Here is a 25,716-nt window from a genome sequence, read left to right on the forward strand (position 1 = left end):
CTCGCTCCGACTGTTGGTTTTGTGGTGGTTTCTTGAATATGTACCGTCCGTAACGCCATCGAAACTTTCCCGAACCGCCCGCAGTCATCAACAGACAGAGGCTGTACGGGGACTTTCGACGGGAGGGCGGCATGGCAACGATTCATATCGGTACTTTCGACTGGCGCTACGCCCATGAACACGACAATCCGCACGGCGAATCCGCTGGCGAAAGAGCGCAGGCATGAGCATTTCAGAACCGGTCGGCTTCACCGACGAAGGCTCCGTCGTAGCGCCATCTGTGCGTACTTTCACTGTGCTGACGGTCAACACCCACAAGGGCTTCACCGCACTCAACCGGCGTTTCATCCTGCCGGAGTTGCGTGAAGCGGTGCGTAGCGTGGCTGCTGACGTGGTGTTCCTTCAGGAAGTCCACGGCACCCATGAACACCATCCCAAGCGCTACACCAATTGGCCGACGATGCCGCAGTACGAGTTTCTTGCCGACAGCCTCTGGCCGCAGTTCGCCTATGGGCGCAACGCCGTGTACCCGGACGGCGATCACGGCAATGCCCTGCTGTCGAAATTCCAGATCATTCGCCACGACAACCTCGACGTTTCGATCAGCGGCCATGAAAACCGTGGCCTCCTCCACTGCGTGCTGCGCCTGCCAGGCGACGGCGTTGAGGTGCATGCGATTTGTGTGCATCTGGGCCTGCGCGAAAGCCACCGCAACGCTCAGTTGAAACTGCTCGGCCAACGCCTCGCCGAGCTGCCCGATGACGCACCGGTGATCGTCGCCGGAGACTTCAACGACTGGCGCCAGCGCGCCGACGCGCTGCTCAAACCCTGCGGCTTGCGCGAAGTGTTCGCCGAACATCACGGCAAACCGGCGCGCAGCTTTCCGGCCCGGCTGCCCGCGCTGCGACTCGACCGCATCTACGTGCGCAACCTCAAGGCCAGCCAGCCGAAAGTCCTGTCCAACCGGCCTTGGTCCCACCTTTCCGACCACGCACCGTTATCGGTGGAGATCGAACTATGAGCAGCGCACCGCTGGAGAAGTCCGCCGTAGAACCGATGACCGTCAACCCGCCGATACGCGAGCCCGGCCACGTTGCTGTCGAATATGGCTGGCAGGGCAACAACCGGGTGGATCTGCTGGAAAACGGCGAGGAGTATTTCCCGCGAGTGTTCGCTGCAATGCGGGCGGCGAAAAGCGAGATTCTGCTGGAGACCTTTATCGTTTTCGAAGACAAGGTCGGCCAGGAGTTGCAGGAGATCCTGATCGACGCCGCCCGTCGCGGCGTGCGCACCACCGTCAGCCTCGATGGCTTCGGTTGTGGCGAGCTGACCACCGGTTATCTCGCCGCCCTGAGCGAAGCCGGCGTACATCTGCAGATGTTTGATCCCGCCCCCAAACATTTGGGCATTCGCACCAACTGGTTCCGCCGCTTGCATCGCAAGATCGTGGTGGTCGACGGCATGATCGCGTTCATTGGCGGGATCAATTTTTCCGGCGACCATTTGTTGGATTTCGGACCGGAAGCCAAACAGGACTACTCGGTGGAGGTTCAAGGCCCGGCGGTGGCCGATATCCACCATTTCGCCCTGCTGCAAAGTGGTCGCCCCGGTCGGGCACGGTTCTGGTGGCAACGCCGGCGCCAGCGTCGCGCCGAAATGGCTGTCACCGATCACGACGGCCAGGTGCGCCTGGTGTTTCGCGACAACGATCAGCACAACACCGATATCGAAGACGTGTACTTGCAGGTGCTGCGCCGCGCCAAACGGCGGGTGGTGATTGCCAACGCTTATTTTTTCCCCGGCTATCGTTTGTTGCGCGAGATCCGCAACGCCGCCCGGCGCGGTGTTGATGTGCGGCTGATCCTGCAAGGCCAGCCGGACATGCTGGTGGCCAAACTGGCCGCGCGCATGACCTATGACTATTTGCTCAAGGCCGGCGTGCAGATCCACGAATACTGCCAGCGCCCACTGCACGGCAAAGTCGCGCTGGTGGACGACGAGTGGAGCACCGTCGGCTCGAGCAATCTCGACCCGCTGAGCCTGTCGCTGAACCTGGAAGCCAACGTGCTGATCCGCGACCGCGCGTTCAATCAGGAACTGTTCCGGCGCCTCGAAGACCTCAGCCAAAACCACTGCAAAGCCATGGACGCCGGCAAGTCGCCCCGCGGACGTATCTGGCACATGACGGTGGGTTTTCTGGTGTTTCACTTTCTGCGGCATTTTCCGGCGATGGCCGGCTGGCTGCCTGCGCACAAACCACGGCTCAAGCCATTTCGAGGTGATCACTCATGAGCCATTCCGAAGCCCCGGCAACCCATCATGCCGCGCCAGCGACGCACTCACGCTGGAGCAAATGGAAACGTCCGCTGACGGCGCTGTTTTTCCTCGCACTGATCGTGCTGCTGACGATGTTCGCCCGTCGTATCGAATGGGCCGAGGTGCTGCAAACCCTCGCCGACTTCAAGGTGCGCACGCTGATCATTGCCGCCAGCGTGACCTTGCTGAGTTTTCTGACCTACGCCAGTTTCGACCTGATCGGCCGCACCTATATTCGCCAGGACCTGACCTGGAAGCAGATCCTGCCGGTGGGGATCATCAGCTACGCGTTCAACCTCAATCTCAGCGCCTGGGTCGGCGGCATCGCCATGCGTTATCGGCTGTACTCGCGCCTGGGTGTGAGCAAAGGCAACATCGCCAAAATTCTCGGCCTGAGCCTGGCGACCAACTGGTTTGGCTACATGACCATCGCCGGCGTGGTATTCAGCAGTGGCCTGGTGAGCATGCCGCCGGGCTGGAAAGTCAGCACCACGGCGTTGCAAGGTATCGGTGTGTTGTTGCTGTTGATCAGCGCCGGGTATCTCGCCGCGTGCCAATTCTCGAAACGGCGCGAGTGGTCGATTCGCGGTGTGGAGATCAATTTGCCGTCGCTGCGCATGGCGGTGTTGCAACTGTTGCTTGGCGCGTTGAACTGGTCGCTGATGGCGGCGGTGATTTTCACGTTACTGCCGAGCAAACTCGACTATCCGCTGGTGCTCGGGGTGCTGCTGATCAGCGCGATTGCCGGGGTGATCACGCATATTCCGGCGGGGCTTGGCGTGCTCGAAGCGGTGTTCGTCGCGCTGCTGCAACATGAGGCGTCGCGGGGCAGTCTGGTGGCTGGACTGCTGGCGTATCGGGCGATTTATTTTCTGTTGCCGCTGTTGATTACGGTGGTGATGTATCTGCTGGTGGAAGCGAAGGCCAAGTCATTGCGGATCAAGAAAACACCGTCCTGATTCTGTTTTGCAGTTGCCGGCCTCTTCGCGAGCAGGCTCGCTCCCACATTTGAAATGCGCCCCCTGTGGGAGCGAGCCTGCTCGCGAAGGCGTACGAGAGAACACCACAGCCTATGAAGACTGGATAATGCTCAACCGCTCGCCCACCACCATCTCGGTAATCCAGTCGACCAATATCGACGTATACGCCTGCTGCGAAACCGGCTCGCTCAACGCATGGTCCGCCCCGTCGATTATCCGGTGGGTCAGCGAGTGCGTCTGCTGACACGCCGCGCGGTAACTCATGATCGTCGCGTGGGGCACGAAGTCGTCGGTCTCCGATTCCACCAGCAACACATCTCCGGTGAACTGTGAACACGCATGCAGCGCCCGATTGCTGTCGGCGCGTATCAGCGTGCCGCGATAATCGCGCAGGTCAGCCTTGTCCAGTTCACGCTTGGGCGTGTGCCATTGTTCGTCGCGGTACAGCGCCGGCACCCGCAACGCCAGCCAGCGCACCGGGCGTAAAGACGTGAGGATGGAAGCCAGATAACCGCCATAACTGGTGCCGACCACGGCAATCGCTGACGTGTCGAGTGCCGGGTGTGAGAGCAGGCGATCGTAAGCCGCCAGCAGATCACGCAGATTATCTTCGCGGCTGACCCGAGTCAGCGGAATCCCGGTGCCGCCCGTGTGGCCGCGCAAGTCGAAGGTCAGACACACACAGCCGAGACCGGCGATGCCTTTGGCTCGCTCCAGATCCCGCTCCTGGCTACCGCCCCAACCGTGAACAAACAACACCCCCGGCACCTTCGATTTGGGACTGAGAAAAGTCCCGCTCATCTGTTCATCATCAATGTCGATTTGAATGCTTTCGCTTCTAGCCGTCATAGGATTTGACCGTTACGTATTTAAGGAGAAATTCGCTGTTCTCGGCCGGGCCGCGATACACCTCGATGGCATCCGCCGGCAGCGGCTGATCGATATAGGTTTCCACCGAAGACACGCGAATCGCGGGCATCGTCGGGTCGTTGACGAAGCTTTGCAGCGCCGCCACTTCCGCGCTGCTGGCGCCGCCCATGCGCCAGGATTGTTCGAGTACGCCGCTGCGGGTTTTGCCGTTGCTGTCCAGCCCTTGGGCAATGTCGTAGTTGCGGCGCGAGGCATAAAAGCGTGGATAGGCTTCATTGGCAGCGTTATCGAAAACCTGCGCCTGCTCGATAGCCAAACGCACATCGTCTGGCAGATCCAGCGCCAGCAGATCTTCATAACCGCCCTGCACCACCAACAGATTCGACCCGCCGTAGACGTCTTCGCCGTGAGCATCCTCGGTCAAGTATTGATCACCGCAGTAGCTCAGCACTTTATCGCCGATGAATGACTGGCCGACGCTGTGGGTGATGACGTCGCTTAAATCCTGCTCAAGCACTACGCCTTCGCGGAACAGCTTTTCAGCTTCGGGGCGGGCAAGGATTTCGTCGAAGGCGTCGAGACTCTTGATCACTTCCTGACCACGACCGGCGCAGGCGTGAATCGGCTTCAAGCGGATCGGCCCGCTATACAGCAAATGCTCGGCGGCGGGCCGCGCATCGTCGAGGGCAAACACGCTCAAACCGTCAAGCACAACATTGCGCACGCGCTCGGAAAACAGCGGCGACCAGCCCTGTGGCGCGTGGGCCTGATGGCTACGCAAGCCGTGGCTGATGGCTTTGGTGCAGATGAAATCATGCTCGACATAGCCACCCCACAAATCATCCGGGCCTTTGATGCCCAATTCGTGAGCATGAGCGGCGCCGACAATGGTTTGCGTCGGTAACAGATAGAGGTCACGGTCGCGATGTTTCTCGGGGTTATAGCTGCCACCGAACTTGAACCCGAGAATCTGCGCCAGCCAGCGGGCCAGGGCTTTGTTGGTTTGCACTTCGTGCTGCGGCGCGTCGTTGCGCACGGAGTGAGCGACGACGGTTTTCTTGCGGGGTGTCGGGGTCATGCGTTCCCCCTTTCAGCAGCGCGGTGAATGTAGAAGGGAAAGGTGCAGAGATCAGGCCAACGGCAGGATCGGGAAAATGTTCGGTTAATCAGTCGTTTGCCGAAATCGTGCTGGCATCAAGCCTGTTTCAATCTGCACGACCGGGCGCAAAACCCCGGCAATTTGCACGATCCCCGGCATCACGCCGCTCCCACAGGCTTATGCATTGCCGGGACTACCGGGTTAAACCAAACCGCCCCCGATAATCACTCGGCGCCAACCCGGTAATCTTCTTGAAGATCGCCCGGAACGCCCCCGGGTCCTGATAGCCCACCGTCCACGCAATGTGATCAATCGTGCCATTGGTGAACTCGAGCATTTCCCGCGCCTTACCCACTCGCAGATGCTGACAATATTCGGTCGGTTTCAACCCGGTCGCCGCGCGGAATCGGCGCAGGAATGTGCGCTCCTCCAGCCCCGCGCGCTCAGCCATCGCAGCCAATGAAACGTCCGTAGCGCCAGTGCCTTGCAACCAATGTTGAACCTTGAGAATGGCTGCATCGCCGTGACTGAGGATCGGTGCAAAATTACTCCCGCAGGCACTGGCGCTGTCGCTGTGTTCAACCACCAGAAACCGCGCAGTGCCAGTGGCGATGCTCGGCCCGAGCAGACGATCGACCAGACGCAACCCCAACTCAGACCAGGCCATCAGTCCGGCGGTGGTGATCAGGTCGCCGTCATCGACAATCGGTGTGTCGGCCTTGAGCTTGATCTTCGGATAACGTTCAGCGAAGTCCTTGGCCGACGTCCAGTGCGTGGTGGCGCTGCGGCCGTCGAGCAGACCGCTTTCGGCCAGCAGCCACGAACCGACACAGACACCGCCCAACGTCGCGCCGCCTGCATGCTGTTCGCGCAGCCATTGCGCCAGGCTGGCTGGCATTTGCGCCGAGGAAAACCCGGCGATGGACGGCGGAATCAGCACCGCCAGCAAACCACTGTCGACACCCGGACAACTCTCGAAAACCCGCGCCGGTGCCTGATCGCCGTCGACGTGCCAATGACTGACCCGAAGCAACGGCAACTGCGCAGACTGATGCTCCGCAGCAATCCGGTTGGCCACCGCGAACAGGTCGGTCAGGCCATGCACCGCCGCCATTTGCGCACCGGGATAAATCAGCACGCCCAGTTCGGCGATGGCAGCCCTTTCTGCGCCCATTGTCAGTTTTCCCCTGTCTATTGTCGGTGCGGCCAATCCTCGAATCGCTGGTAAGCGCCAATACTGAAGCCACTTCCAGCCAATCCATCGAGGACACACCCATGGCCAAGCAAGCGCTCATCGTAGTCGATATCCAGAACGACTACTTCCCCCAAGGCAAGTGGCCGCTGGCCGGTGCCGACGCCGCCGCCGACAACGCCGCACGACTGATCGCAGCCTTCCGCGAAGCCGGCGATTCGGTGGTGCATATCCGCCACGAATTCACCTCACCCGATGCACCGTTTTTCACTCCGGGTTCCGACGGCGCCAAGCTGCATCCGAAAGTGCTCAACCGCGCCGACGAACCCGTGGTGCTCAAGCATTTTGTCAACTCGTTCCGCGAAACCGAGTTGCAATCAATCCTCGACGAACAAGGCATCAAGGAACTGGTGGTGGTCGGCAGCATGAGCCACATGTGCGTCGACGGCATCACCCGTGCAGGCGCGGATCTGGGTTATGCAGTGACGGTGATTCATGATGCCTGCGCCAGCCGCGATCTGGAGTTCAACGGCCTCAAAGTGCCGGCGGCGCACGTCCATGCAGCTTTCATGTCGGCACTGGGTTTTGCCTACGCCAGCGTGATCTCAACCGACGAGTTCCTTCAACGCTGAGCCACCGCGAAACACTTTGCAAAAACCTGCGCCCGCCCCGTTGCGGGCGTTTTTGCATGCGCCGAAAAAATCTCACGCGTGAGCCATTGATGGCACTTTGAATTGGTTGTAGTGTGGCCCACGCGTGAGATGTTCATAACGGAGTCACTGCCATGAAAAGCCACTCCCCTGCTTCAGCGTCAGCAAGTCCAAAGGGAGAGCGCTCGAAACCGTCCGCAAAAAAACCGTCGAGCTTTTATATGAAGCAGATGCGCGCGGGCCTGGCCGCTGCCGGTTATGTGAAACACGAAACTTGGGTGCTTCCGGAAAACCGAAGCTTGCTCAAGCAAATGGAGCAACAGCTACGCCAACCGATTCTGGCTGGCTCATTCATGTCGGAGAATTACATGAGCGCAGGCAACAACTGGAACATCGATAGCCTCTTCAACGCCCTCAAGGCACTGGACGAGGTGGCTTCGCAAGAGATCACACTGTCTCTGATCCAGAGCTCCGAACCCAGCATCAAGCTGGAAATGAACGAATTCGGCGGTCTGCCGATTCACATCGCCCTGGCCGGTCAGCAGATCATCGTCGACACCGTGCTGGTGGACATCGATTCGATCACCGACGTGCACGCCTTCAACGATGCCGTGCTGCGCAGCCGTGAAATGTTCCCGCTGTCGTCGATCGGTATCGAGTCGATGCCGAACGGGCAGACCGTTTACAACATGTTTGGCGCCCTCAGCGCCGACTCGAGCCTGACCAACGTCGTCACCGAGGTGAAAACCCTGGTCGACAACGTGCAGCGCGCGAGCGAAGCCTTCGAACACTTCTTCAAGTAATCAACAGGGAATATCCAATGACTCAGTCCATCTGGAGCAAGTTGTTCACCGCACTGCGCGGCGGCGCCAATGAAGTCGGCGAAAGCATCGTCGACCAACAGGCCCTGCGCATCCTCGACCAGGAAATCCGCGACGCCGACACCGCCCTGTCGAACGCCCGTCGTGAACTGGTCACCATCATGGCCAAGCACAAACTGGCCGCCGACCGCGTGAGCGAGTACGACGCCAAGATCAAAGACCTGGAAGCCAAAGCTGTTTCGGCCCTGAATGCCGGCCGTGAAGACTTGGCGATGGAAGTGGCCGAAGCGATTTCGACACTGACCAACGACCTGACCGCCGAGAAAAAGCTGAGCGACGAATTCGGCACCTACGCCGACAACATGCGCAAAGACATCAACAAGGCCGAAGCCCGGATCAAGAGCCTGCGCCAGCAAGTGGACATGGCCAAGGCCCGTGACAGCGTGCAGAAGGCCCAGGTCAGCGCGTCCATCGCCAGCGGCGGCGCCAACGGCAAACTGGAAACCGCCGTCGGCACCCTGAATCGTCTGCAAGCCAAACAGCAGCAACGAGCTGCCGAGCTGAGCGCCGCGGACGAACTGGCCGATGCTTCGACCGGCAACGACCTGGACCGCAAACTGCGAGACGCCGGGATCACGCCGAACGAAGGCAGCGCCAATGCGATTCTTGAGCGTCTGAAGCAGAAGTCGACTCAGTAACACCGTTCCCCGTGTAGGAGCTGCCGAAGGCTGCGATCTTTTGATCTGGATTCAAGATCAAAAGATCGCAGCCTTCGGCAGCTCCTACATGGTTTTCAGCACCCACAACATTTGCATTTTGCCTGCTCGTTCACCGCGCAGCCCGGTACACTAGCGACGTTTTTTTGCCGACGAACACCTCCACCCGCTTCAAGGAACGTACCCATGGGATGGTTTAAAGATTTGCTGGGCACCAGCAACTGGCAGAACGCTGCGCCAACGCCGACCGTTGCCAGCGGCCCACTCGGGATGGCGCAAGGCAAAGGTGTCAGGTTCGATACGACTCTGGCGCTGCTGCTTGATGGCTCGACCTCGGTGCGTGTGCCCTTCGATCAGGCGATCTGGAGCGCCGGCTGGGTCGACCTCGGCCAGTCCAACAAGCTGCACCGCTATTACATGAACGACGAGGATTTCTGGGTACAGATCCACGTCACCGGCGACGACCAGGTCGAATCGGTCACGCTGTTCAACTATATCGGTTACGTGACGGTCAACAGCGACGCCGAACTTCAGCGCCTCGCTGGCCCGAGCAGTCAGATCGGTTTGCCGACCTACACCCACGAAGGTGTCGAATACACCCGCGAATGGGGCACCGAACAGGGCCAGACCGAGCTGGTTCCAATGACCGAACAAGTGGTCAATCCGGACGAGAGCTACACCATCGCACACCATTCGATGCTCTATGCACGCGAAACCGGCCTGACCGATCGCCGCGAACTGCTGCTGTTTTCCGTCGAGCAGGACGAAGAAGGCACCGTCAGCCTGAGCACCTCACTGGGCATCTCGCTGTACACGACTGACCTGAGCACCATTTAAATAAGGAAGTTTTTCATGCTGGAAGTTCTGGCCGTTTCCCTGAACAAAACCGCGTTGACCGGTTTCGTCGTCTACCTGATCGGCGCCGTGCTGCTGTTCATGCTGTTTCAGTTCGTCTACACCCGCATCACCCCGCACAAGGAATTCGAGCTAATCCGTGCCGGCAACACCGCCGCCGCCATTGCACTGGCTGGTGCAATCATCGGTTTCGCCATTCCCGCCAGTAACGTGATTGCCTTTTCGGTCAACGTTGTCGACTTCGTGGTTTGGGCGGTGATCGCCGCAGTGGTGCAACTGCTGGCGTTCCTTGGCACGACCCTGGTGCTTAAAGGTACTTCGCAGCGCATCGCCAATGGTGAAATCGCTGCTGGCATCTACGTCGCCGCCGTAGCGATTAGCGTCGGCATGCTCAACGCTGCGTGCATGACGCCGTCCAACTGATCGGCAGGAAGCCTTAGATGAAACGAAGTAAATACGTTCAGTTGTCCCTCGCAGCGTCGGTGGCCATGGCCATTTCCGGTGAAGCGGCGGCAGTGGATCAGCCGCGCAACTTCCAGAGCGTGGAACAGTGCGTCGATGCCGAAGTCGCCGCTGATGTTTGCTCGAATGCCTACGTGGCGGCCTTGACCGAACACCGGCGCATCGCCCCGGCGTATGACGACAAGGCCAAGTGCGACGCGGATTTCGCCGCTGATTGGTGCCAGAAGAATTCCGACGGCCGCTTCGTGCCGAAACTCGGTGGCTTCAAAGTGCCGCAGCCCGGTGAAGCCGCGCAAAATCTCGATGCCATCGCCGACGCGCAGATGCCAGCGGGTGACACAACATCCAGCAACGCGGCCCAAAGCACTTCGCACTACTCCGGTGGTGGGGGCGGCGGCAATGGCATGTTGACCGGATGGCTGATCGGCAATGCGATGAGCAACAACCAGAACCGCACGGTTTACCGCGACCGTGATACGCGCCAGACCTACAACACCTCCACGCAGTACCGCAAAATCGAATCGGCGCCTCGCAGCCAACCCGACTACGAGAGCAGCAAAAGCAAACCGGTCAACGTCGCCTCGTCGACTTCCCGTGGCGGCTTCGGCAGCCAGTCCAGCGCCCGCAGTGGTTGGGGTGGCTGGGGCAGCAGTTCCGGTCGCTCGAGCAGCTGACGATGAAAAAGATCCTCTGCGCCGAGCGCCCCGACTGGAAACACACGGCCGAGAGCCTCGGCTTCATGTTCCACACCATCGACGACGAGCCGTACTGGGACGAAAGCGCTTACTACCAGTTCACACTCGCGCAGATCGAAAACGATCTCGAGGACCCGACCACCGAACTGCACGAGATGTGCATGGACCTGGTCGACCGCGTGGTGCACAGCGAAGAACTGCTGGATCGCCTGAGCATTCCTGCTGCGTACTACGACATGATCCGCACGTCCTGGCTGGAAGGTCATCCGCATCTGTATGGGCGCATGGACTTTTCCTACAGCGGCAACGGCCCGGCGAAACTGCTGGAGCTCAACTACGACACGCCGACCAGCCTCTACGAAGCGGCGGCGTTCCAGTGGGGCTGGCTGGAGCAATGCATTGAGCGCGGCACGCTGCCGCGCCATGCCGACCAGTTCAACAGCATCGACACCAAGCTGCATCAGGCTTTCGCCGAGTTGCAACTCAAGCGTCCGTTCTACTTCGCCTCGATGAAAGACTCGGTCGAAGACAAGGGCACCACGGACTACCTGAGACTGATAGCGGAAAAAGTCGGCATCGAATCACGCCACATCGACATTGAAGACATTGGTTTGACCGCCGATGGACGCTTCGTCGATCTGCAGGATCGCTGGATCCCGCACCTGTTCAAGCTGCACGCCTGGGAGTTCATCTTCCACGAACCGTTCGGCGCGGCGATTGCCGAATGCGACACGCAGTTTTTCGAGCCGGCGTGGAAGGCGATCCTGTCGAACAAAGGCGCGTTGCCGTTGCTGTGGGAACTGCACAAGGGCCATCCGAATCTGCTCGCGGCGCATCTCGACCCGAATCCGGACAGCGCCGTGCCCAAAGGCTGGGTGCGCAAACCGTATTTTTCCCGGGAAGGTGCCAACATCGAACTGCAAACGGCGGAAGGTCTGATCGTCAAAGAAGACGGGCCCTACACCGATGCGCCATTCATCCTGCAGGAGTTTGCGCCATTGCCGAAGTTCGATGACAGCTACACGCTGATCGGTTCTTGGGTAATCGGCGATCAGGCGGCGGGAATTGGTGTGCGTGAGGACAACAGTTTGATCACCAAGGATTCGAGCCGTTTTCTGCCGCACTTGATCCTGGACTGAAGATCCATCGCCCACAAAAAAGGCCCGTCGTGTTGAACGACGGGCCTTTTTTGTTCAGAGCGGATGCAGCATCACTCTTCTTTAATACAGCTTAGAACGGAATATCGTCATCGAAGCTGTCGAAATCCGGAGCCGGTTGCGGTGCGGCCTGCTGTGGAGCCGGGGCCGAACGCTGCTGTGGAGCCGATTGCTGCGGGCGCGGAGCCTGCTGACGTGGAGCTGGAGCGGACTGCTGGTAGTTGTTGCCGCCGCCTTGTTGGTCGCCCTGTTGTGGACGGCCGCCGAGCAGTTGCATGGTGCCTTGCATGTCGACCACGATCTCGGTGGTGTAACGCTTGATACCGTCTTTTTCCCACTCACGGGTCTGCAGCTTGCCTTCGATGTAGACCTGCGAACCCTTACGCAGGTATTCGCCAGCGATCTCGGCAACCTTGCCGAACATCGACACACGGTGCCATTCGGTCTTCTCGACCTTCTGACCGGTTTGCTTGTCGGTCCACTGTTCGCTGGTTGCCAGACTCAGGTTGGTCACGGCGTTACCGTTAGGCAGGTAGCGAACTTCGGGATCCTGGCCGCAAGTGCCGACCAATATGACTTTGTTAACCCCACGGGCCATAACGTTCTCCTAGGCTTCGCAAGCAGCCCCGGCCGGGTTGTTCACCAGGCGTTCGAGGGTGTCGCGATCCACTAATTCTTTGTCCAGTTTGATGTAAACAGCCGCTTCATCAGCAACTATCACTGCATCTGTTACCCCCACGAGGGCCTTGAGGCGCTCGACCAGACCCGCTTCGCGGATCGCCTCGGGCGACAACGGCAAGCGTAGGCTCGTCACGTAGGGAGGTTCGCGCATGGTAACAGCAAAGGCCAGCCAGATGGCAGCCAGACCGGCACATCCGAGGAACACAACCGACAGACCGCCATGCTGAAACAACCAGCCGCCGAGTATCCCGCCGAGTGCAGAGCCGAGGAACTGACTGGTGGAGTACACGCCCATGGCCGTGCCCTTCCCGCCCGCCGGTGAAACCTTGCTGATCAGCGACGGCAATGAAGCCTCCAGCAGATTGAACGCGGTGAAGAACACCACCGTGCCGATCACCAGAGCCCGCAAGCTGTCACCGAACTGCCAGAAGAATAGCTCAGTGAGCATCAGCGTCATGACGGCGCCGAGCAAAATTCGTTTCATTTTGCGTTTCTTCTCGCCGTAGATGATGAACGGGATCATGGCGAAGAACGAAATCAGCAGCGCGGTCAGGTAGACCCACCAATGCTGCTCCTTGGGCAACCCGGCTTTTTCCACCAGCGCCAAGGGCAAAGCAACGAAGCTCGACATCAGCATCGCATGCAACACAAAGATGCCCAGATCGAGTCGCAGCAGATCAGGATGCTTGAGTGTCGGCATCAAGGCCTGACGCGCCACGCCCGATTCACGATGCTGCAACGGCCCGGTGGATTTCGGCACCATGAACATGATGATCAGGATGCCTACCAGCGCCATCGCGCCTGTGGCGAGGAACAGTCCGGACAAGCCGAAAGCGCTGGTCAACAAAGGCCCGACCACCATGGCCACGGCGAACGAAAGGCCGATGGTCATGCCAATCATGGCCATGGCTTTGGTACGGTGCTGTTCGCGGGTCAGGTCGGAGAGCAACGCCATGACCGCAGCGGAAATCGCCCCGGCGCCCTGCAGGATCCGACCGGCAATCACACCCCAGATCGAATCGGCTTGAGATGCCAAAACGCTGCCGAGGGCAAAGACGATCAGCCCCAGGTAAATCACCGGACGACGGCCAATGCGGTCGGAAATGACCCCGAACGGAATCTGAAAAATCGCCTGAGTCAGGCCGTAAGCGCCGATTGCCAGACCGATCAGGGCCGGAGTCGCTCCCGCCAGATCCATGCCGTAGGTCGCCAGTACCGGCAACACCATGAACATGCCAAGCATACGGAAGGCGAACACCAGGGCCAGACCGCTCGCCGCGCGGGTCTCGCTGCCACTCATGCGTTCGCTGTGGAGATCGTGCATGGAAAAACCTCGTGTGAACCGGCGGCGATTCTACCAGTCCCATCGGAAGACGGGGTATATCGCGACGCTATGACGCGTATAGATGAAACACTCTTCATGCAGGGTAAAAAACGCTTCGCTTGATAGTGTGCATCCATCCAGTATTTGCCCGTATACTCCTACGTTTTCGACGCCCGCCGAGCGAGGCCACTTTGGACAAGATCCTGATACGTGGGGCCCGTACCCACAACCTGAAGAACATCGACCTGACCCTGCCACGGGACAAACTGATCGTCATCACCGGCCTGTCCGGATCCGGCAAGTCGTCCCTGGCTTTCGACACACTGTACGCCGAAGGTCAGCGCCGCTATGTCGAATCCCTGTCGGCCTACGCCCGGCAGTTCCTGTCGATGATGGAAAAACCCGACGTCGACACCATCGAAGGCCTGTCGCCGGCGATCTCCATCGAACAGAAGTCGACCTCGCACAACCCGCGATCCACGGTCGGCACCATCACCGAAATCTACGACTACCTGCGTCTGTTGTATGCACGCGTCGGCACGCCGCGCTGCCCGGATCACGACATTCCACTGGAGGCGCAGACCGTCAGCCAGATGGTCGACCTGGTGCTGGCCCAGCCGGAAGGCAGCAAACTGATGCTGCTGGCACCGGTGATCCGCGAGCGTAAAGGCGAACACCTTTCTGTTTTTGAAGAACTGCGCGCTCAAGGCTTCGTCCGCGCCCGGGTCAACGGCCGCATTTGTGAACTCGACGAGCTGCCGAAACTGGATAAACAGAAGAAGCATTCGATTGATGTGATCGTCGACCGCTTCAAGGTTCGCGCCGATTTGCAGCAACGTCTGGCCGAATCCTTCGAGACCGCGCTGAAACTGGCCGATGGCATCGCCCTCGTGGCGCCGATGGACGACGAGCCGGGCGAAGAAATGATCTTCTCCGCGCGCTTCGCCTGCCCGATCTGCGGCCATGCGATCAGCGAGCTGGAGCCGAAGCTGTTTTCCTTTAACAACCCTGCCGGCGCCTGCCCGACCTGCGACGGTCTGGGAGTGAAGCAGTTCTTCGACATCAAGCGGTTGGTCAATGGCGACCTGACCTTGGCCGAAGGTGCCATTCGCGGCTGGGACAGGCGCAACGTCTATTATTTCCAGATGCTCGGCTCACTGGCCTCGCACTACGGCTTCAGTCTGGAAGTGCCGTTCAACGAACTGCCGGCCGATCAGCAGAAATTCATCCTGCACGGCAGCGGTTCGCAGAACGTCGACTTCAAATACCTCAACGACCGCGGCGACATCGTCAAACGTTCGCACCCGTTCGAAGGCATCGTGCCGAACCTGGAGCGCCGTTACCGCGAAACCGAATCGGCGAGCGTGCGTGAAGAGCTGGCAAAATTCCTCAGCACGCAGTCGTGCCCGGATTGCCGTGGCACCCGCCTGCGTCGCGAAGCGCGGCACGTGTGGGTCGGTGAAAAGACATTACCGGCGGTGACCAACCTGCCGATCGGCGATGCCTGCGTGTACTTCGGTGAACTGAAGATGACCGGTCGCCGTGGCGAGATTGCCGACAAGATCCTCAAGGAAATCCGCGAGCGTCTGCAATTTCTGGTTAACGTCGGTCTCGATTATCTGTCGCTGGATCGCAGTGCCGACACCCTGTCCGGAGGCGAGGCGCAGCGGATTCGCCTGGCGAGTCAGATCGGTGCCGGCCTGGTTGGCGTCCTCTACATCCTCGATGAACCGTCAATTGGTCTGCATCAGCGCGATAACGACCGGCTGCTTGGCACGCTCAAGCATTTGCGTGACATCGGCAACACGGTAATCGTGGTCGAGCACGACGAGGACGCTATCCGTCTGGCCGACTACGTGGTGGATATCGGCCCGGGCGCCGGTGTACATGGCGGGCGGATCGTTGCCGAAGGTACGCCAGCCGAAGTCATGGCACACCCTGATTCTCTGACCGGCAAATACCTGTCGGGGCGGGTCAAGATCGAAGTGCCAGCCAAGCGTACGCCGCGCAACAAGAAGCTGACCCTGTCGCTCAAGGGCGCGCGGGGCAACAACCTGCGCAACGTCGACCTGGAAATCCCGATCGGCTTGCTGACGTGCGTAACCGGCGTGTCCGGCTCGGGCAAGTCGACGCTGATCAACAACACGCTGTTCCCATTGAGTGCCACCGCACTCAACGGCGCCACGACGCTGGAAGCAGCGGCCCATGACAGTATCAAAGGCCTGGAGCATCTCGACAAAGTCGTCGATATCGACCAGAGCCCGATCGGCCGCACGCCGCGCTCCAACCCGGCGACCTACACCGGACTGTTCACTCCGATCCGCGAACTGTTCGCCGGCGTGCCCGAATCGCGATCCCGTGGTTACGGCCCGGGGCGTTTCTCCTTCAACGTCAAGGGTGGTCGCTGCGAAGCCTGTCAGGGCGACGGCCTGATCAAGGTGGAAATGCACTTCTTGCCGGATATCTACGTGCCGTGCGACGTGTGCAAGAGCAAGCGCTACAACCGCGAAACCCTTGAGATCAAATATAAGGGCAAGAGCATCCACGAAACCCTCGAGATGACCATCGAGGAAGCCCGGGTGTTCTTCGACGCTGTGCCGGCGCTGGCGCGCAAGCTGCAGACGTTGATGGATGTGGGGCTTTCGTACATCAAGCTGGGACAGTCGGCGACGACCCTGTCCGGCGGTGAAGCGCAGCGGGTCAAACTGTCTCGTGAACTGTCCAAGCGCGATACCGGCAAGACGCTGTACATCCTCGATGAGCCGACCACCGGCCTGCACTTCGCGGATATCCAGCAACTGCTCGATGTGTTGCATCGCCTGCGCGACCACGGAAACACTGTCGTGGTGATCGAACACAACCTCGACGTGATCAAGACGGCCGACTGGCTGGTTGATCTCGGACCGGAAGGCGGTTCCAAAGGTGGGCAGATCATTGCAACCGGCACGCCGGAACAAGTGGCCGAGATGAAGCAATCTCACACCGGCCATTACCTCAAGCCGTTGTTGATCCGCGACCGGGCTTAAACTCCAGGCATGAAAAAGCCCCTGTCACTTCATCAGTGACAGGGGCTTTTTTGTATCAGTGCAATCAGGTGTGAGATTGCAGGTAGTTCTCGAGACCGATCAGCTTGATCAGGCCCAACTGCTTTTCCAGCCAGTAGGTGTGATCTTCTTCAGTGTCGTTGAGCTGGACCCGCAGGATCTCGCGACTGACGTAGTCACCGTGCTGCTCGCACAACTCGATGCCTTTGCACAGCGCGGCGCGAACTTTGTACTCAAGACGCAGATCTGCTTCGAGCATCGAAGGCACGGTGGTGCCGACATCCAGATCATCCGGACGCATGCGCGGCGTACCTTCAAGCATCAGAATCCGGCGCATCAACGCATCAGCGTGACCGGCTTCTTCTTCCATTTCGTGGTTGATTCGCTCGTAGAGCTTGGTAAACCCCCAGTCCTCATACATCCGCGAATGAACAAAATATTGGTCACGCGCGGCCAGTTCGCCGGTCAGCAACGTGTTGAGGTAATCGATAACGTCTGGGTGGCCTTGCATCGCCCTACATCTCCCTGCTTGAAAGTCTGTAGTTTGAACCAAGCTGACTGCAAGGTCACCCACTTCGCGCAATAAAAGCGAAGATATTCTGAGAAAAGCAGCCTAAATAACGCAAAAACCGCCCTTAATGCGGGCGGTTCTGCTTCTCGTTTAGACTTCGTTAAGCTGTACGCTGAGCAGCTTTGCGATTGCTTCTCCATACGCTGGATCGGCCTTGTAGAAGTGCTGCAACTGACGGTCGACGACGTCAGGAGAAACTCCACCCATTGCACCGGCAATGTTGCTGACCAACAATGCTTTCTGGTCATCGCTCATCAAGCGGAACAGCGCACCGGCGTGGCTGTAGTAATCGGTGTCTTCGCGGTGATCGTACCGATCAGCTGCGCCGCTCAGGGCCAAGGCAGGCTCAGCGTAGTGCGGAGCTTGTTTCGGCGATTCGATGTAGCTGTTTGGCTCGTAATTCGGCGCCGCTCCACCGTTGCTGCCGAAAGCCATCGAGCCGTCGCGCTGGTAAGTGTTTACCGGGCTGCGCGGGGCATTCACCGGCAATTGCTGGTGATTGGTGCCAACACGGTAGCGGTGGGCATCGGCATAAGCGAACACGCGACCTTGCAGCATGCGGTCTGGCGACAGACCGACGCCTGGCACCATGTTGCTCGGGCCGAATGCAGCTTGTTCAACTTCGGCGAAGTAGTTCAGCGGGTTACGGTTCAGTTCCAGCTCACCGACTTCAATCAGTGGAAACTCTTTCTGCGACCAGGTCTTGGTCACGTCGAAAGGGTTCTCGTAATGCGTCGCAGCCTGGGATTCGGTCATGATCTGAATGCACACGCGCCACTTCGGAAAGTCACCGCGCTCGATCGCTTCGAACAGATCGCGCTGGGCGTAGTCCGGGTCGGTGCCCGCCAAACGCGCGGCATCTGCCGGTGCAAGGTTCTTGATCCCTTGTTTAGTCTTGTAGTGCCATTTCACCCAGTGACGCTCGCCTTTGGCGCTGATCAGGCTGTAGGTGTGGCTACCGAAGCCATGCATGTGGCGGTAGCCGTCAGGAATGCCGCGGTCAGAGAACAGGATGGTGACCTGATGCAAAGCTTCCGGGGAATGCGACCAGAAATCCCACATCATCTGCGCACTTTTCAGGTTGCTTTGCGGCAGGCGCTTTTGCGTGTGGATGAAGTCTGGGAACTTCAGTGGATCGCGAATGAAAAACACAGGCGTGTTGTTACCGACGATGTCCCAGTTACCTTCCTCGGTGTAGAACTTCAGCGCGAAGCCACGCGGATCGCGCTCGGTATCAGCCGAACCACGCTCGCCACCCACGGTGGAGAAGCGCAGGAAGGTTGGGGTCTGCTTGCCGATAGATTCGAACAGCTTGGCGCTGGTGTACTCAGTGATGTCGCGAGTGACCGTGAATGTACCGTAGGCACCCGAACCTTTGGCGTGTACGCGACGCTCAGGAATGTTTTCACGGTTGAAATGGGCAAGCTTCTCGATCAGGTGAAAATCGTCGAGCAGCAGCGGACCACGCGGGCCGGCAGAGCGAGAATTCTGGTTGTCAGCGACAGGTGCGCCACTGGCGGTCGTAAGCGTTTTGATCTGGCTCATACGGACTTCTTCCTCTGTCAGTCTTGGAACTGCCGGCTAATCGGCTTGGTGTGAATTATTGATCATCAATGTGACACCTACAAATTCATTAACTTGCAGACATCGATAGATAATTACTAATTATGTTTACCAGCACATAGTGCCAACAGAACTGTGTCGGAAGCTTGTACGAACAGCGCATTTTCATGCGGACACAAAAAACCGGGCACTAGGCCCGGTTCTTCGTTTCAGACTGACGTCTTACTCGGCGGATACAGCTTCGCCGGCAGTAGCACGATCAACCAACTCGACGTACGCCATAGGCGCGTTGTCGCCAGCGCGGAAACCGCACTTGAGGATGCGCAGGTAGCCACCCTCACGGGTAGCGTAACGCTTGCCCAGGTCGTTGAAGAGCTTACCAACGATAGCTTTCGAACGAGTACGGTCGAAAGCCAGACGGCGGTTAGCCAGGCTGTCTGTCTTGGCCAGAGTGATCAGCGGCTCAGCAACGCGACGCAGTTCTTTGGCTTTTGGCAGAGTAGTTTTGATCAGCTCGTGCTCGAACAGCGACACCGCCATGTTTTGGAACATGGCCTTGCGGTGCGAGCTGGTGCGGCTCAGGTGACGACCACTTTTACGATGACGCATGGTTCATTCCTTACCAAACACTACGTTCGGTGATTACGACGATCAGGCAGTCGCCTTGTCGTCCTTCTTAAGACTTGCAGGCGGCCAGTTGTCGAGGCGCATGCCGAGGGACAGACCGCGGGAGGCCAGAACGTCCTTGATTTCAGTCAAGGATTTCTTGCCCAGGTTCGGAGTCTTCAACAGCTCTACTTCGGTACGCTGAATCAGGTCGCCGATGTAGTAGATGTTTTCCGCCTTAAGGCAGTTAGCCGAACGTACAGTCAGTTCCAGATCGTCAACCGGGCGAAGCAGGATCGGATCGATCTCGTCTTCCTGCTCGACAACCACTGGCTCACTGTCACCCTTGAGGTCGACGAACGCAGCCAACTGCTGTTGCAGAATGGTTGCAGCGCGGCGGATAGCCTCTTCAGGATCCAGAGTACCGTTGGTTTCCAGATCAATAACCAGCTTGTCCAGGTTGGTACGCTGCTCGACACGGGCGTTTTCCACCACGTATGCAATACGGCGAACCGGGCTGAACGAAGAGTCAAGCTGCAAGCGACCGATGCTGCGGCTTTCGTCTTCATCGCTCTGACGCGAGTCGGCTGGTTCATAACCACGACCACGAGCTACGGTGAGCTTCATGTTCAGGGCGCCGTTAGACGCCAGGTTAGCGATTACGTGATCGGGATTAACGATCTCGACATCATGATCCAGCTGAATATCGGCAGCGGTAACCACCCCCGAACCCTTCTTCGACAAGGTCAGCGTAACTTCGTCACGACCGTGCAGCTTGATGGCCAGACCTTTAAGGTTCAACAGGATTTCAATTACGTCTTCCTGTACACCTTCGATGGCGCTGTACTCGTGGAGCACACCGTCAATCTCGGCCTCGACTACTGCGCAGCCGGGCATTGAGGACAACAGGATGCGTCGCAGCGCGTTGCCCAGGGTGTGGCCAAAACCACGCTCGAGAGGCTCGAGAGTGATCTTGGCGCGGGTTGGACTGACAACCTGCACATCAATATGGCGGGGTGTCAGGAACTCATTTACCGAAATCTGCATGGATGCACCTATTTTCTAGCCCTTACTTGGAGTAGAGCTCGACAATCAGGCTTTCGTTGATGTCGGCGGACAGATCACTGCGAGCAGGAACGTTCTTGAAAACGCCCGACTTCTTCTCAGTGTCTACTTCTACCCATTCTACGCGGCCACGTTGGGCACACAGATCGAGAGCTTGGACAATGCGAAGTTGGTTTTTTGCTTTCTCGCGAACTGCAACCACGTCACCAGCACGAACCTGATACGACGGAACGTTTACGGTCTGACCGTTAACGCTGATCGACTTGTGCGATACCAGCTGGCGGGATTCGGCACGAGTCGAACCAAAGCCCATACGGTATACAACGTTGTCCAGACGGCATTCGAGCAGTTGCAGCAGGTTTTCACCGGTTGCACCTTTCTTGCCAGCAGCTTCTTTGTAGTAGCCGCTGAACTGACGCTCGAGAACGCCGTAGATACGACGGACCTTCTGCTTTTCACGCAGTTGGGTGCCGTAGTCGGACTGGCGACCGCGGCGTTGGCCGTGGATACCAGGTGCTGCTTCAATGTTGCACTTCGATTCGATCGCGCGCACGCCGCTCTTCAGAAAGAGATCGGTGCCTTCGCGACGAGCGAGTTTGCATTTTGGACCAATGTAACGAGCCATTCTTTACAATCTCCTGGATTACACGCGGCGCTTCTTCGGCGGACGGCACCCGTTGTGCGGGATTGGCGTCACGTCGGTGATGCTGGCGATCTTGTAGCCACAGCCGTTCAAAGCGCGGACTGCGGATTCACGACCTGGACCTGGACCTTTGACATTAACGTCGAGGTTTTTCAGGCCATATTCCAGCGCAGCTTGACCAGCACGTTCAGCAGCTACTTGAGCAGCAAACGGGGTGGACTTGCGGGAACCGCGGAAACCCGAACCACCGGAGGTAGCCCAGGAAAGAGCGTTACCTTGACGGTCGGTAATGGTCACGATGGTGTTGTTAAAAGATGCATGGATGTGGGCGATGCCATCAACCACTGTCTTTTTAACTTTTTTACGAGGACGAGCAGCAGGTTTTGCCATGATTAAATTCCTGTCGATTCGCTGGGGCGATTACTTGCGGATCGGCTTACGCGGACCTTTACGGGTACGCGCGTTGGTCTTGGTACGCTGACCGCGCACTGGAAGACCGCGACGATGACGCAGACCGCGATAGCAACCGAGGTCCATCAAGCGCTTGATTTTCATGTTGATTTCGCGACGCAGGTCACCTTCAGTGGTGAACTTCGCCACTTCGCCACGCAGCTGTTCAATTTGCTCGTCGCTCAGATCTTTGATCTTTGCTGCTGGGTTTACCCCAGTCACTGCACAGATCTTCTGCGCAGTAGTGCGACCAACACCATAGATGTAGGTCAGCGAGATAACAGTATGCTTGTTATCTGGAATGTTAACGCCTGCAATACGGGCCATTCAGTGGGACTCCAATTGACAGCTACCTACGCCCCGGAAGCCAAGAAATAGGGCGCGAGATAATATCGCTGTAATAACAAATAATCAACCCGGTAGCGCACTAGCTACCGGGCTTGAAGCACAATCACACTCAGCCTTGGCGCTGTTTGTGACGCGGTTCCGCGCTGCAAATTACTCGAACAACACCTTCGCGGCGAATAATCTTGCAGTTACGGCACAGCTTTTTCACCGATGCACGAACTTTCATCACCAACTCCTCGAACCTTATGGGTACTCAGCGCAACATGCCGCTGCCGTAACCCTTCAGGTTGGCTTTCTTCATCAGGGATTCGTACTGGTGCGAAACGAGGTGCGATTGTACTTGGGACATGAAGTCCATCACAACCACGACCACGATCAGCAACGAGGTCCCGCCAAGGTAGAACGGAACGTTTGCCGCAACCACCAGGAACTGGGGCAACAGACATACGGCCGTCATATATAGAGCACCGAACAGGGTCAAACGGGTCAGAACGCCATCAATGTAGCGCGCCGACTGCTCGCCTGGACGGATGCCCGGAATAAAGGCACCGGACTTCTTCAGGTTTTCCGCTACGTCTTTCGGATTGAACATCAACGCCGTATAGAAGAAGCAGAAGAAAATAATCCCTGCACTAAACAGCAGAATATTCAACGGCTGACCAGGAGCGATCGACTGCGAGATGTCCTGCAACCAGCCCATACCTTCAGACTGACCGAACCAGGTACCCAACGAAGCCGGGAACAGCAAAATGCTGCTCGCGAAAATAGCCGGAATAACACCGGCCATGTTCACCTTCAGCGGCAAGTGGCTAGTCTGCGCAGCAAAGACCTTGCGGCCCTGCTGACGCTTGGCGTAGTGAACAGCAATACGACGCTGACCACGCTCAATGAACACCACAAAACCGATAATCGCTACTGCCAGCAAACCGATCGCAACCAGGGCAAAAATGTTGATATCACCCTGACGCGCAGACTCGAAAGACTGCCCGATCGCTCTCGGAAGACCGGCGACGATACCTGCGAAAATCAACATCGAGATACCGTTGCCAACACCACGCTCAGTAATCTGCTCACCCAGCCACATCATAAACATCGCACCAGCCACAAAAGTGGATACCGCGACGAAATGGAAGCCAAAGTCACCAGTGAACGATACGCCCTGCCCCGCCAGACCAATGGACATGCCAATTGCCTGAACGAGAGCGAGAACGACAGTGCCGTAGCGGGTGTACTGAGCAATCTTGCGACGCCCAGCTTCACCTTCCTTCTTCAACTGTTCCAGCTGCGGGCTGACGGCTGTCATCAGTTGCATGATGATCGATGCCGAAATGTACGGCATGATCCCCAGTGCAAAGATGCTCATCCGTTCCAGCGCGCCGCCGGAGAACATGTTGAACAAGCTAAGAATGGTCCCCTCATTCTGTCGAAACAGTTCTGCGAGTCGGTCCGGGTTGATACCTGGAACCGGGATGTGTGCGCCTATTCGGTAGACGATAATCGCCAGGAACAGAAAACGCAGACGAGCCCAGAGTTCAGACATACCGCCTTTGCCGAGCGCAGAGAGAGCACCTTGCTTAGCCATTTATTCCTCGAACTTGCCGCCAGCTGCTTCGATAGCCGCACGCGCACCTTTGGTGGCGCCGATTCCCTTGCCGATAGTGACAGCGCGAGTCACTTCACCGGACAGCATGATTTTCACACGCTGTACGTTGACGTTGATCACGTTGGCATCTTTCAGGGACTGCACGGTGACGATGTCGCCTTCCACTTTAGCCAGCTCGGACAAACGCACTTCTGCGCGGTCCATGGCTTTCAGGGAAACGAAACCGAACTTCGGCAGGCGACGATGCAGCGGCTGTTGACCGCCTTCAAAGCCTGGAGCGATGGTGCCACCGGAGCGGGAGGTCTGACCTTTGTGGCCACGGCCACCAGTCTTACCCAAACCGCTACCGATACCACGGCCCGGACGATGCTTTTCGCGACGGGAACCCGGCGCTGGACTCAGATCATTGAGTTTCATCGATTAACCCTCGACACGCAGCATGTAGTAAGCCTTGTTGATCATCCCGCGATTCTCGGGAGTATCCTGGACTTCTACAGTGTGACCGATGCGACGCAGACCCAGACCCTTAACGCACAATTTGTGGTTAGGGATGCGGCCGGTCATGCTTTTGATCAGCGTTACTTTAACGGTAGCCATGATCAGAAGATCTCCTTGACAGTCAGACCACGCTTTGCAGCGATGGACTCAGGAGATTGCATGGCTTTCAGACCCTTGAAAGTGGCGTGAACCACGTTTACCGGGTTAGTCGAGCCGTAGCACTTGGCCAGAACGTTCTGAACGCCAGCAACTTCGAGGACAGCACGCATAGCGCCGCCAGCGATGATACCGGTACCTTCAGAAGCAGGCTGCATGTACACCTTCGAAGCGCCGTGAGCAGACTTCATTGCGTACTGCAGAGTTGTGCCATTCAGGTCAACTTGAATCATGTTGCGGCGAGCAGCTTCCATTGCCTTCTGGATCGCAGCAGGCACTTCACGCGACTTGCCACGGCCGAAGCCAACACGCCCTTTACCATCACCAACCACGGTCAACGCGGTGAAAGTGAAGATACGGCCGCCTTTAACGGTTTTGGCTACGCGGTTAACTTGAACCAGCTTCTCAATGTAGCCTTCGTCGCGCTTTTGGTCGTTATTTGACATAACTTAGAACTCCAGCCCAGCTTCACGAGCAGCATCAGCCAGCGCTTTAACGCGGCCGTGGTACTTGAAGCCAGAGCGGTCGAAAGCCACTTGCGAGACGCCAGCGGCCTTAGCACGCGTAGCGACCAGCTGGCCAACCTTTGTGGCCGCGTCGATGTTGCCAGTGGCACCATCACGCAGTTCTTTATCCAAAGTCGAGGCGCTTGCCAGGACTTTGTTGCCGTCGGCCGAGATGACCTGGGCGTAGATGTGCTGCGAAGAGCGGAACACGCAGAGACGCACGACTTCGAGTTCGTGCATTTTCAGGCGTGCTTTGCGAGCGCGACGCAGTCGAGTAACTTTTTTGTCGGTCATTTGCTATGCCCTACTTCTTCTTGGCTTCTTTACGACGGACGACTTCGTCCGCGTAGCGCACACCTTTGCCTTTGTACGGCTCTGGTGGACGGAAGTCGCGGATCTCGGCGGCCACTTGACCTACCAGCTGCTTGTCGATGCCCTTGATCAGGATATCGGTCTGGCTAGGAGTCTCAGCGGTGATGCCTTCCGGCAGTTCGTAATCCACTGGGTGCGAGAAGCCAAGAGCCAGGTTCAAAACCTGACCTTTTGCTTGCGCTTTGTAACCAACACCGACCAGCTGGAGCTTGCGCTCGAAGCCTTGGCTTACGCCTTGGACCATGTTGTTTACCAACGCACGCGTGGTACCGGCCATTGCGCGAGTCTGTTGATCGCCATTGCGAGCAGCAAAACGCAGCTCACCAGCTTCTTCAACGATCTCAACGGACGAATGGATGTTCAGTTCAAGAGTGCCCTTGGCACCCTTCACCGAAAGCTGTTGGCCTGCGAATTTTACTTCGACACCGGCTGGCAGCTTAACGGGGTTCTTAGCGACGCGAGACATGCTTATC

The 25,716-nt window shown here is 58.2% G+C and carries 30 protein-coding genes; 11 read left to right on the plus strand and 19 right to left on the minus strand.

The genetic code is table 11. The annotated features are described in order from the left end of the window. Nucleotides 1-223 precede the first annotated feature (223 nt). The 3 genes from ACA043_RS26200 to ACA043_RS26210 are packed head-to-tail and all read left to right on the plus strand — an operon-like array spanning nucleotide 224 to nucleotide 3,275. Complete coding sequence (locus tag ACA043_RS26200; RefSeq protein ID WP_497658185.1) at nucleotides 224-1,021, plus strand: endonuclease/exonuclease/phosphatase family protein; 798 nt, start codon at nucleotides 224-226, stop codon at nucleotides 1,019-1,021. Next, entirely contained in the window at nucleotides 1,018-2,292 is a 1,275-nt protein-coding gene (gene clsB, locus ACA043_RS26205) for a cardiolipin synthase ClsB (RefSeq protein ID WP_497658186.1), read from the plus strand. Before ACA043_RS26200 ends, clsB begins: the two co-directional genes overlap by 4 nt. Continuing rightward, on the plus strand, nucleotides 2,289-3,275 hold the full coding sequence (locus ACA043_RS26210) for a lysylphosphatidylglycerol synthase domain-containing protein (protein ID WP_497658187.1): 987 nt from the start codon (nucleotides 2,289-2,291) through the stop codon (nucleotides 3,273-3,275). The genes clsB and ACA043_RS26210 overlap by 4 nt, the downstream gene beginning before the upstream one ends. A gap of 111 nt (nucleotides 3,276-3,386) precedes the next feature. On the opposite strand, the gene ACA043_RS26215 is transcribed toward ACA043_RS26210, so the two are convergent. The 3 genes from ACA043_RS26215 to ACA043_RS26225 form a co-directional block, all read right to left on the minus strand. Further along, nucleotides 3,387-4,145, minus strand: a complete 759-nt coding sequence (locus ACA043_RS26215) for an alpha/beta hydrolase family protein (protein ID WP_187678760.1) — start codon at nucleotides 4,143-4,145, stop codon at nucleotides 3,387-3,389. Then, nucleotides 4,135-5,244 (minus strand): DUF3182 family protein, encoded by a 1,110-nt coding sequence (locus tag ACA043_RS26220; protein WP_489879886.1) that lies wholly within the window; start codon nucleotides 5,242-5,244, stop codon nucleotides 4,135-4,137. Before ACA043_RS26220 ends, ACA043_RS26215 begins: the two co-directional genes overlap by 11 nt. A gap of 214 nt (nucleotides 5,245-5,458) precedes the next feature. Beyond that, nucleotides 5,459-6,439 (minus strand): GlxA family transcriptional regulator, encoded by a 981-nt coding sequence (locus tag ACA043_RS26225; protein ID WP_489879885.1) that lies wholly within the window; start codon nucleotides 6,437-6,439, stop codon nucleotides 5,459-5,461. A 101-nt stretch (nucleotides 6,440-6,540) separates the two neighbouring features. On the opposite strand from ACA043_RS26225, the gene ACA043_RS26230 reads away from it, so the two are divergent. From ACA043_RS26230 to ACA043_RS26260, 7 genes are all read left to right on the plus strand, one after another. Beyond that, nucleotides 6,541-7,089, plus strand: a complete 549-nt coding sequence (locus ACA043_RS26230; protein WP_497658188.1) for a cysteine hydrolase family protein — start codon at nucleotides 6,541-6,543, stop codon at nucleotides 7,087-7,089. A 152-nt stretch (nucleotides 7,090-7,241) separates the two neighbouring features. Then, the gene (locus ACA043_RS26235) at nucleotides 7,242-7,910 is read left to right on the plus strand and encodes a YjfI family protein (protein ID WP_187678756.1); all 669 of its coding nucleotides are present in this window, start codon (nucleotides 7,242-7,244) and stop codon (nucleotides 7,908-7,910) included. Between the two features lie 17 nt (nucleotides 7,911-7,927). After that, nucleotides 7,928-8,626, plus strand: coding sequence for a PspA/IM30 family protein (locus ACA043_RS26240; protein ID WP_401270218.1), 699 nt, complete (start codon nucleotides 7,928-7,930; stop codon nucleotides 8,624-8,626). Between the two features lie 204 nt (nucleotides 8,627-8,830). After that, complete coding sequence (locus ACA043_RS26245) at nucleotides 8,831-9,481, plus strand: DUF2491 family protein (RefSeq protein ID WP_497658189.1); 651 nt, start codon at nucleotides 8,831-8,833, stop codon at nucleotides 9,479-9,481. Nucleotides 9,482-9,496: 15 nt separating this feature from the next. After that, nucleotides 9,497-9,922 (plus strand): DUF350 domain-containing protein, encoded by a 426-nt coding sequence (locus ACA043_RS26250; RefSeq protein ID WP_401270215.1) that lies wholly within the window; start codon nucleotides 9,497-9,499, stop codon nucleotides 9,920-9,922. Nucleotides 9,923-9,939: 17 nt separating this feature from the next. Next, complete coding sequence (locus tag ACA043_RS26255; RefSeq protein WP_187679991.1) at nucleotides 9,940-10,635, plus strand: DUF1190 domain-containing protein; 696 nt, start codon at nucleotides 9,940-9,942, stop codon at nucleotides 10,633-10,635. Between the two features lie 2 nt (nucleotides 10,636-10,637). Further along, on the plus strand, nucleotides 10,638-11,795 hold the full coding sequence (locus ACA043_RS26260; protein ID WP_497658190.1) for a glutathionylspermidine synthase family protein: 1,158 nt from the start codon (nucleotides 10,638-10,640) through the stop codon (nucleotides 11,793-11,795). A gap of 91 nt (nucleotides 11,796-11,886) precedes the next feature. On the opposite strand, the gene ACA043_RS26265 is transcribed toward ACA043_RS26260, so the two are convergent. Further along, nucleotides 11,887-12,411, minus strand: a complete 525-nt coding sequence (locus ACA043_RS26265) for a single-stranded DNA-binding protein (protein WP_008081898.1) — start codon at nucleotides 12,409-12,411, stop codon at nucleotides 11,887-11,889. 9 nt (nucleotides 12,412-12,420) lie between these two features. Then, on the minus strand, nucleotides 12,421-13,818 hold the full coding sequence (locus ACA043_RS26270; protein WP_187679966.1) for an MFS transporter: 1,398 nt from the start codon (nucleotides 13,816-13,818) through the stop codon (nucleotides 12,421-12,423). Between the two features lie 191 nt (nucleotides 13,819-14,009). On the opposite strand from ACA043_RS26270, the gene uvrA reads away from it, so the two are divergent. After that, nucleotides 14,010-16,844: an excinuclease ABC subunit UvrA gene (gene uvrA / locus ACA043_RS26275; protein WP_489879882.1), complete on the plus strand. Its 2,835-nt coding sequence runs from the start codon at nucleotides 14,010-14,012 to the stop codon at nucleotides 16,842-16,844. Nucleotides 16,845-16,908: 64 nt separating this feature from the next. On the opposite strand, the gene bfr is transcribed toward uvrA, so the two are convergent. The 14 genes from bfr to rplF all read right to left on the minus strand — a co-directional run bounded on the left by bfr (nucleotide 16,909) and on the right by rplF (nucleotide 25,709). Then, on the minus strand, nucleotides 16,909-17,373 hold the full coding sequence (gene bfr, locus ACA043_RS26280; RefSeq protein ID WP_401270205.1) for a bacterioferritin: 465 nt from the start codon (nucleotides 17,371-17,373) through the stop codon (nucleotides 16,909-16,911). A 150-nt stretch (nucleotides 17,374-17,523) separates the two neighbouring features. Then, complete coding sequence (locus ACA043_RS26285) at nucleotides 17,524-18,978, minus strand: catalase (RefSeq protein WP_497658191.1); 1,455 nt, start codon at nucleotides 18,976-18,978, stop codon at nucleotides 17,524-17,526. A 240-nt stretch (nucleotides 18,979-19,218) separates the two neighbouring features. Beyond that, nucleotides 19,219-19,605 (minus strand): 50S ribosomal protein L17, encoded by a 387-nt coding sequence (gene rplQ, locus ACA043_RS26290; RefSeq protein ID WP_003176402.1) that lies wholly within the window; start codon nucleotides 19,603-19,605, stop codon nucleotides 19,219-19,221. 42 nt (nucleotides 19,606-19,647) lie between these two features. Then, nucleotides 19,648-20,649, minus strand: coding sequence for a DNA-directed RNA polymerase subunit alpha (locus tag ACA043_RS26295; RefSeq protein WP_003186012.1), 1,002 nt, complete (start codon nucleotides 20,647-20,649; stop codon nucleotides 19,648-19,650). Between the two features lie 22 nt (nucleotides 20,650-20,671). Further along, the gene (gene rpsD, locus ACA043_RS26300; protein ID WP_003176404.1) at nucleotides 20,672-21,292 is read right to left on the minus strand and encodes a 30S ribosomal protein S4; all 621 of its coding nucleotides are present in this window, start codon (nucleotides 21,290-21,292) and stop codon (nucleotides 20,672-20,674) included. An 18-nt stretch (nucleotides 21,293-21,310) separates the two neighbouring features. Continuing rightward, nucleotides 21,311-21,700: a 30S ribosomal protein S11 gene (gene rpsK, locus ACA043_RS26305; RefSeq protein WP_002555466.1), complete on the minus strand. Its 390-nt coding sequence runs from the start codon at nucleotides 21,698-21,700 to the stop codon at nucleotides 21,311-21,313. 30 nt (nucleotides 21,701-21,730) lie between these two features. After that, complete coding sequence (gene rpsM, locus ACA043_RS26310; RefSeq protein ID WP_003186020.1) at nucleotides 21,731-22,087, minus strand: 30S ribosomal protein S13; 357 nt, start codon at nucleotides 22,085-22,087, stop codon at nucleotides 21,731-21,733. Between the two features lie 130 nt (nucleotides 22,088-22,217). Beyond that, nucleotides 22,218-22,334 (minus strand): 50S ribosomal protein L36, encoded by a 117-nt coding sequence (gene rpmJ / locus ACA043_RS26315; RefSeq protein WP_002555468.1) that lies wholly within the window; start codon nucleotides 22,332-22,334, stop codon nucleotides 22,218-22,220. A 27-nt stretch (nucleotides 22,335-22,361) separates the two neighbouring features. Next, nucleotides 22,362-23,690 (minus strand): preprotein translocase subunit SecY, encoded by a 1,329-nt coding sequence (secY, locus tag ACA043_RS26320; protein ID WP_150595170.1) that lies wholly within the window; start codon nucleotides 23,688-23,690, stop codon nucleotides 22,362-22,364. Next, on the minus strand, nucleotides 23,691-24,128 hold the full coding sequence (rplO, locus tag ACA043_RS26325; RefSeq protein WP_003228720.1) for a 50S ribosomal protein L15: 438 nt from the start codon (nucleotides 24,126-24,128) through the stop codon (nucleotides 23,691-23,693). It abuts the gene before it with no gap. A 3-nt stretch (nucleotides 24,129-24,131) separates the two neighbouring features. Continuing rightward, complete coding sequence (rpmD, locus tag ACA043_RS26330; protein WP_003176408.1) at nucleotides 24,132-24,308, minus strand: 50S ribosomal protein L30; 177 nt, start codon at nucleotides 24,306-24,308, stop codon at nucleotides 24,132-24,134. 2 nt (nucleotides 24,309-24,310) lie between these two features. Next, a complete protein-coding gene (gene rpsE / locus ACA043_RS26335) occupies nucleotides 24,311-24,811 on the minus strand; it encodes a 30S ribosomal protein S5 (RefSeq protein WP_003176409.1) in 501 nt (166 codons plus the stop codon). 3 nt (nucleotides 24,812-24,814) lie between these two features. Beyond that, a complete protein-coding gene (gene rplR / locus ACA043_RS26340; protein ID WP_003186037.1) occupies nucleotides 24,815-25,165 on the minus strand; it encodes a 50S ribosomal protein L18 in 351 nt (116 codons plus the stop codon). Nucleotides 25,166-25,175: 10 nt separating this feature from the next. Continuing rightward, a complete protein-coding gene (rplF, locus tag ACA043_RS26345) occupies nucleotides 25,176-25,709 on the minus strand; it encodes a 50S ribosomal protein L6 (protein WP_003228722.1) in 534 nt (177 codons plus the stop codon). Nucleotides 25,710-25,716 lie beyond the last annotated feature (7 nt).

Source organism: Pseudomonas sp. LBUM1648 (genome assembly GCF_059716145.1).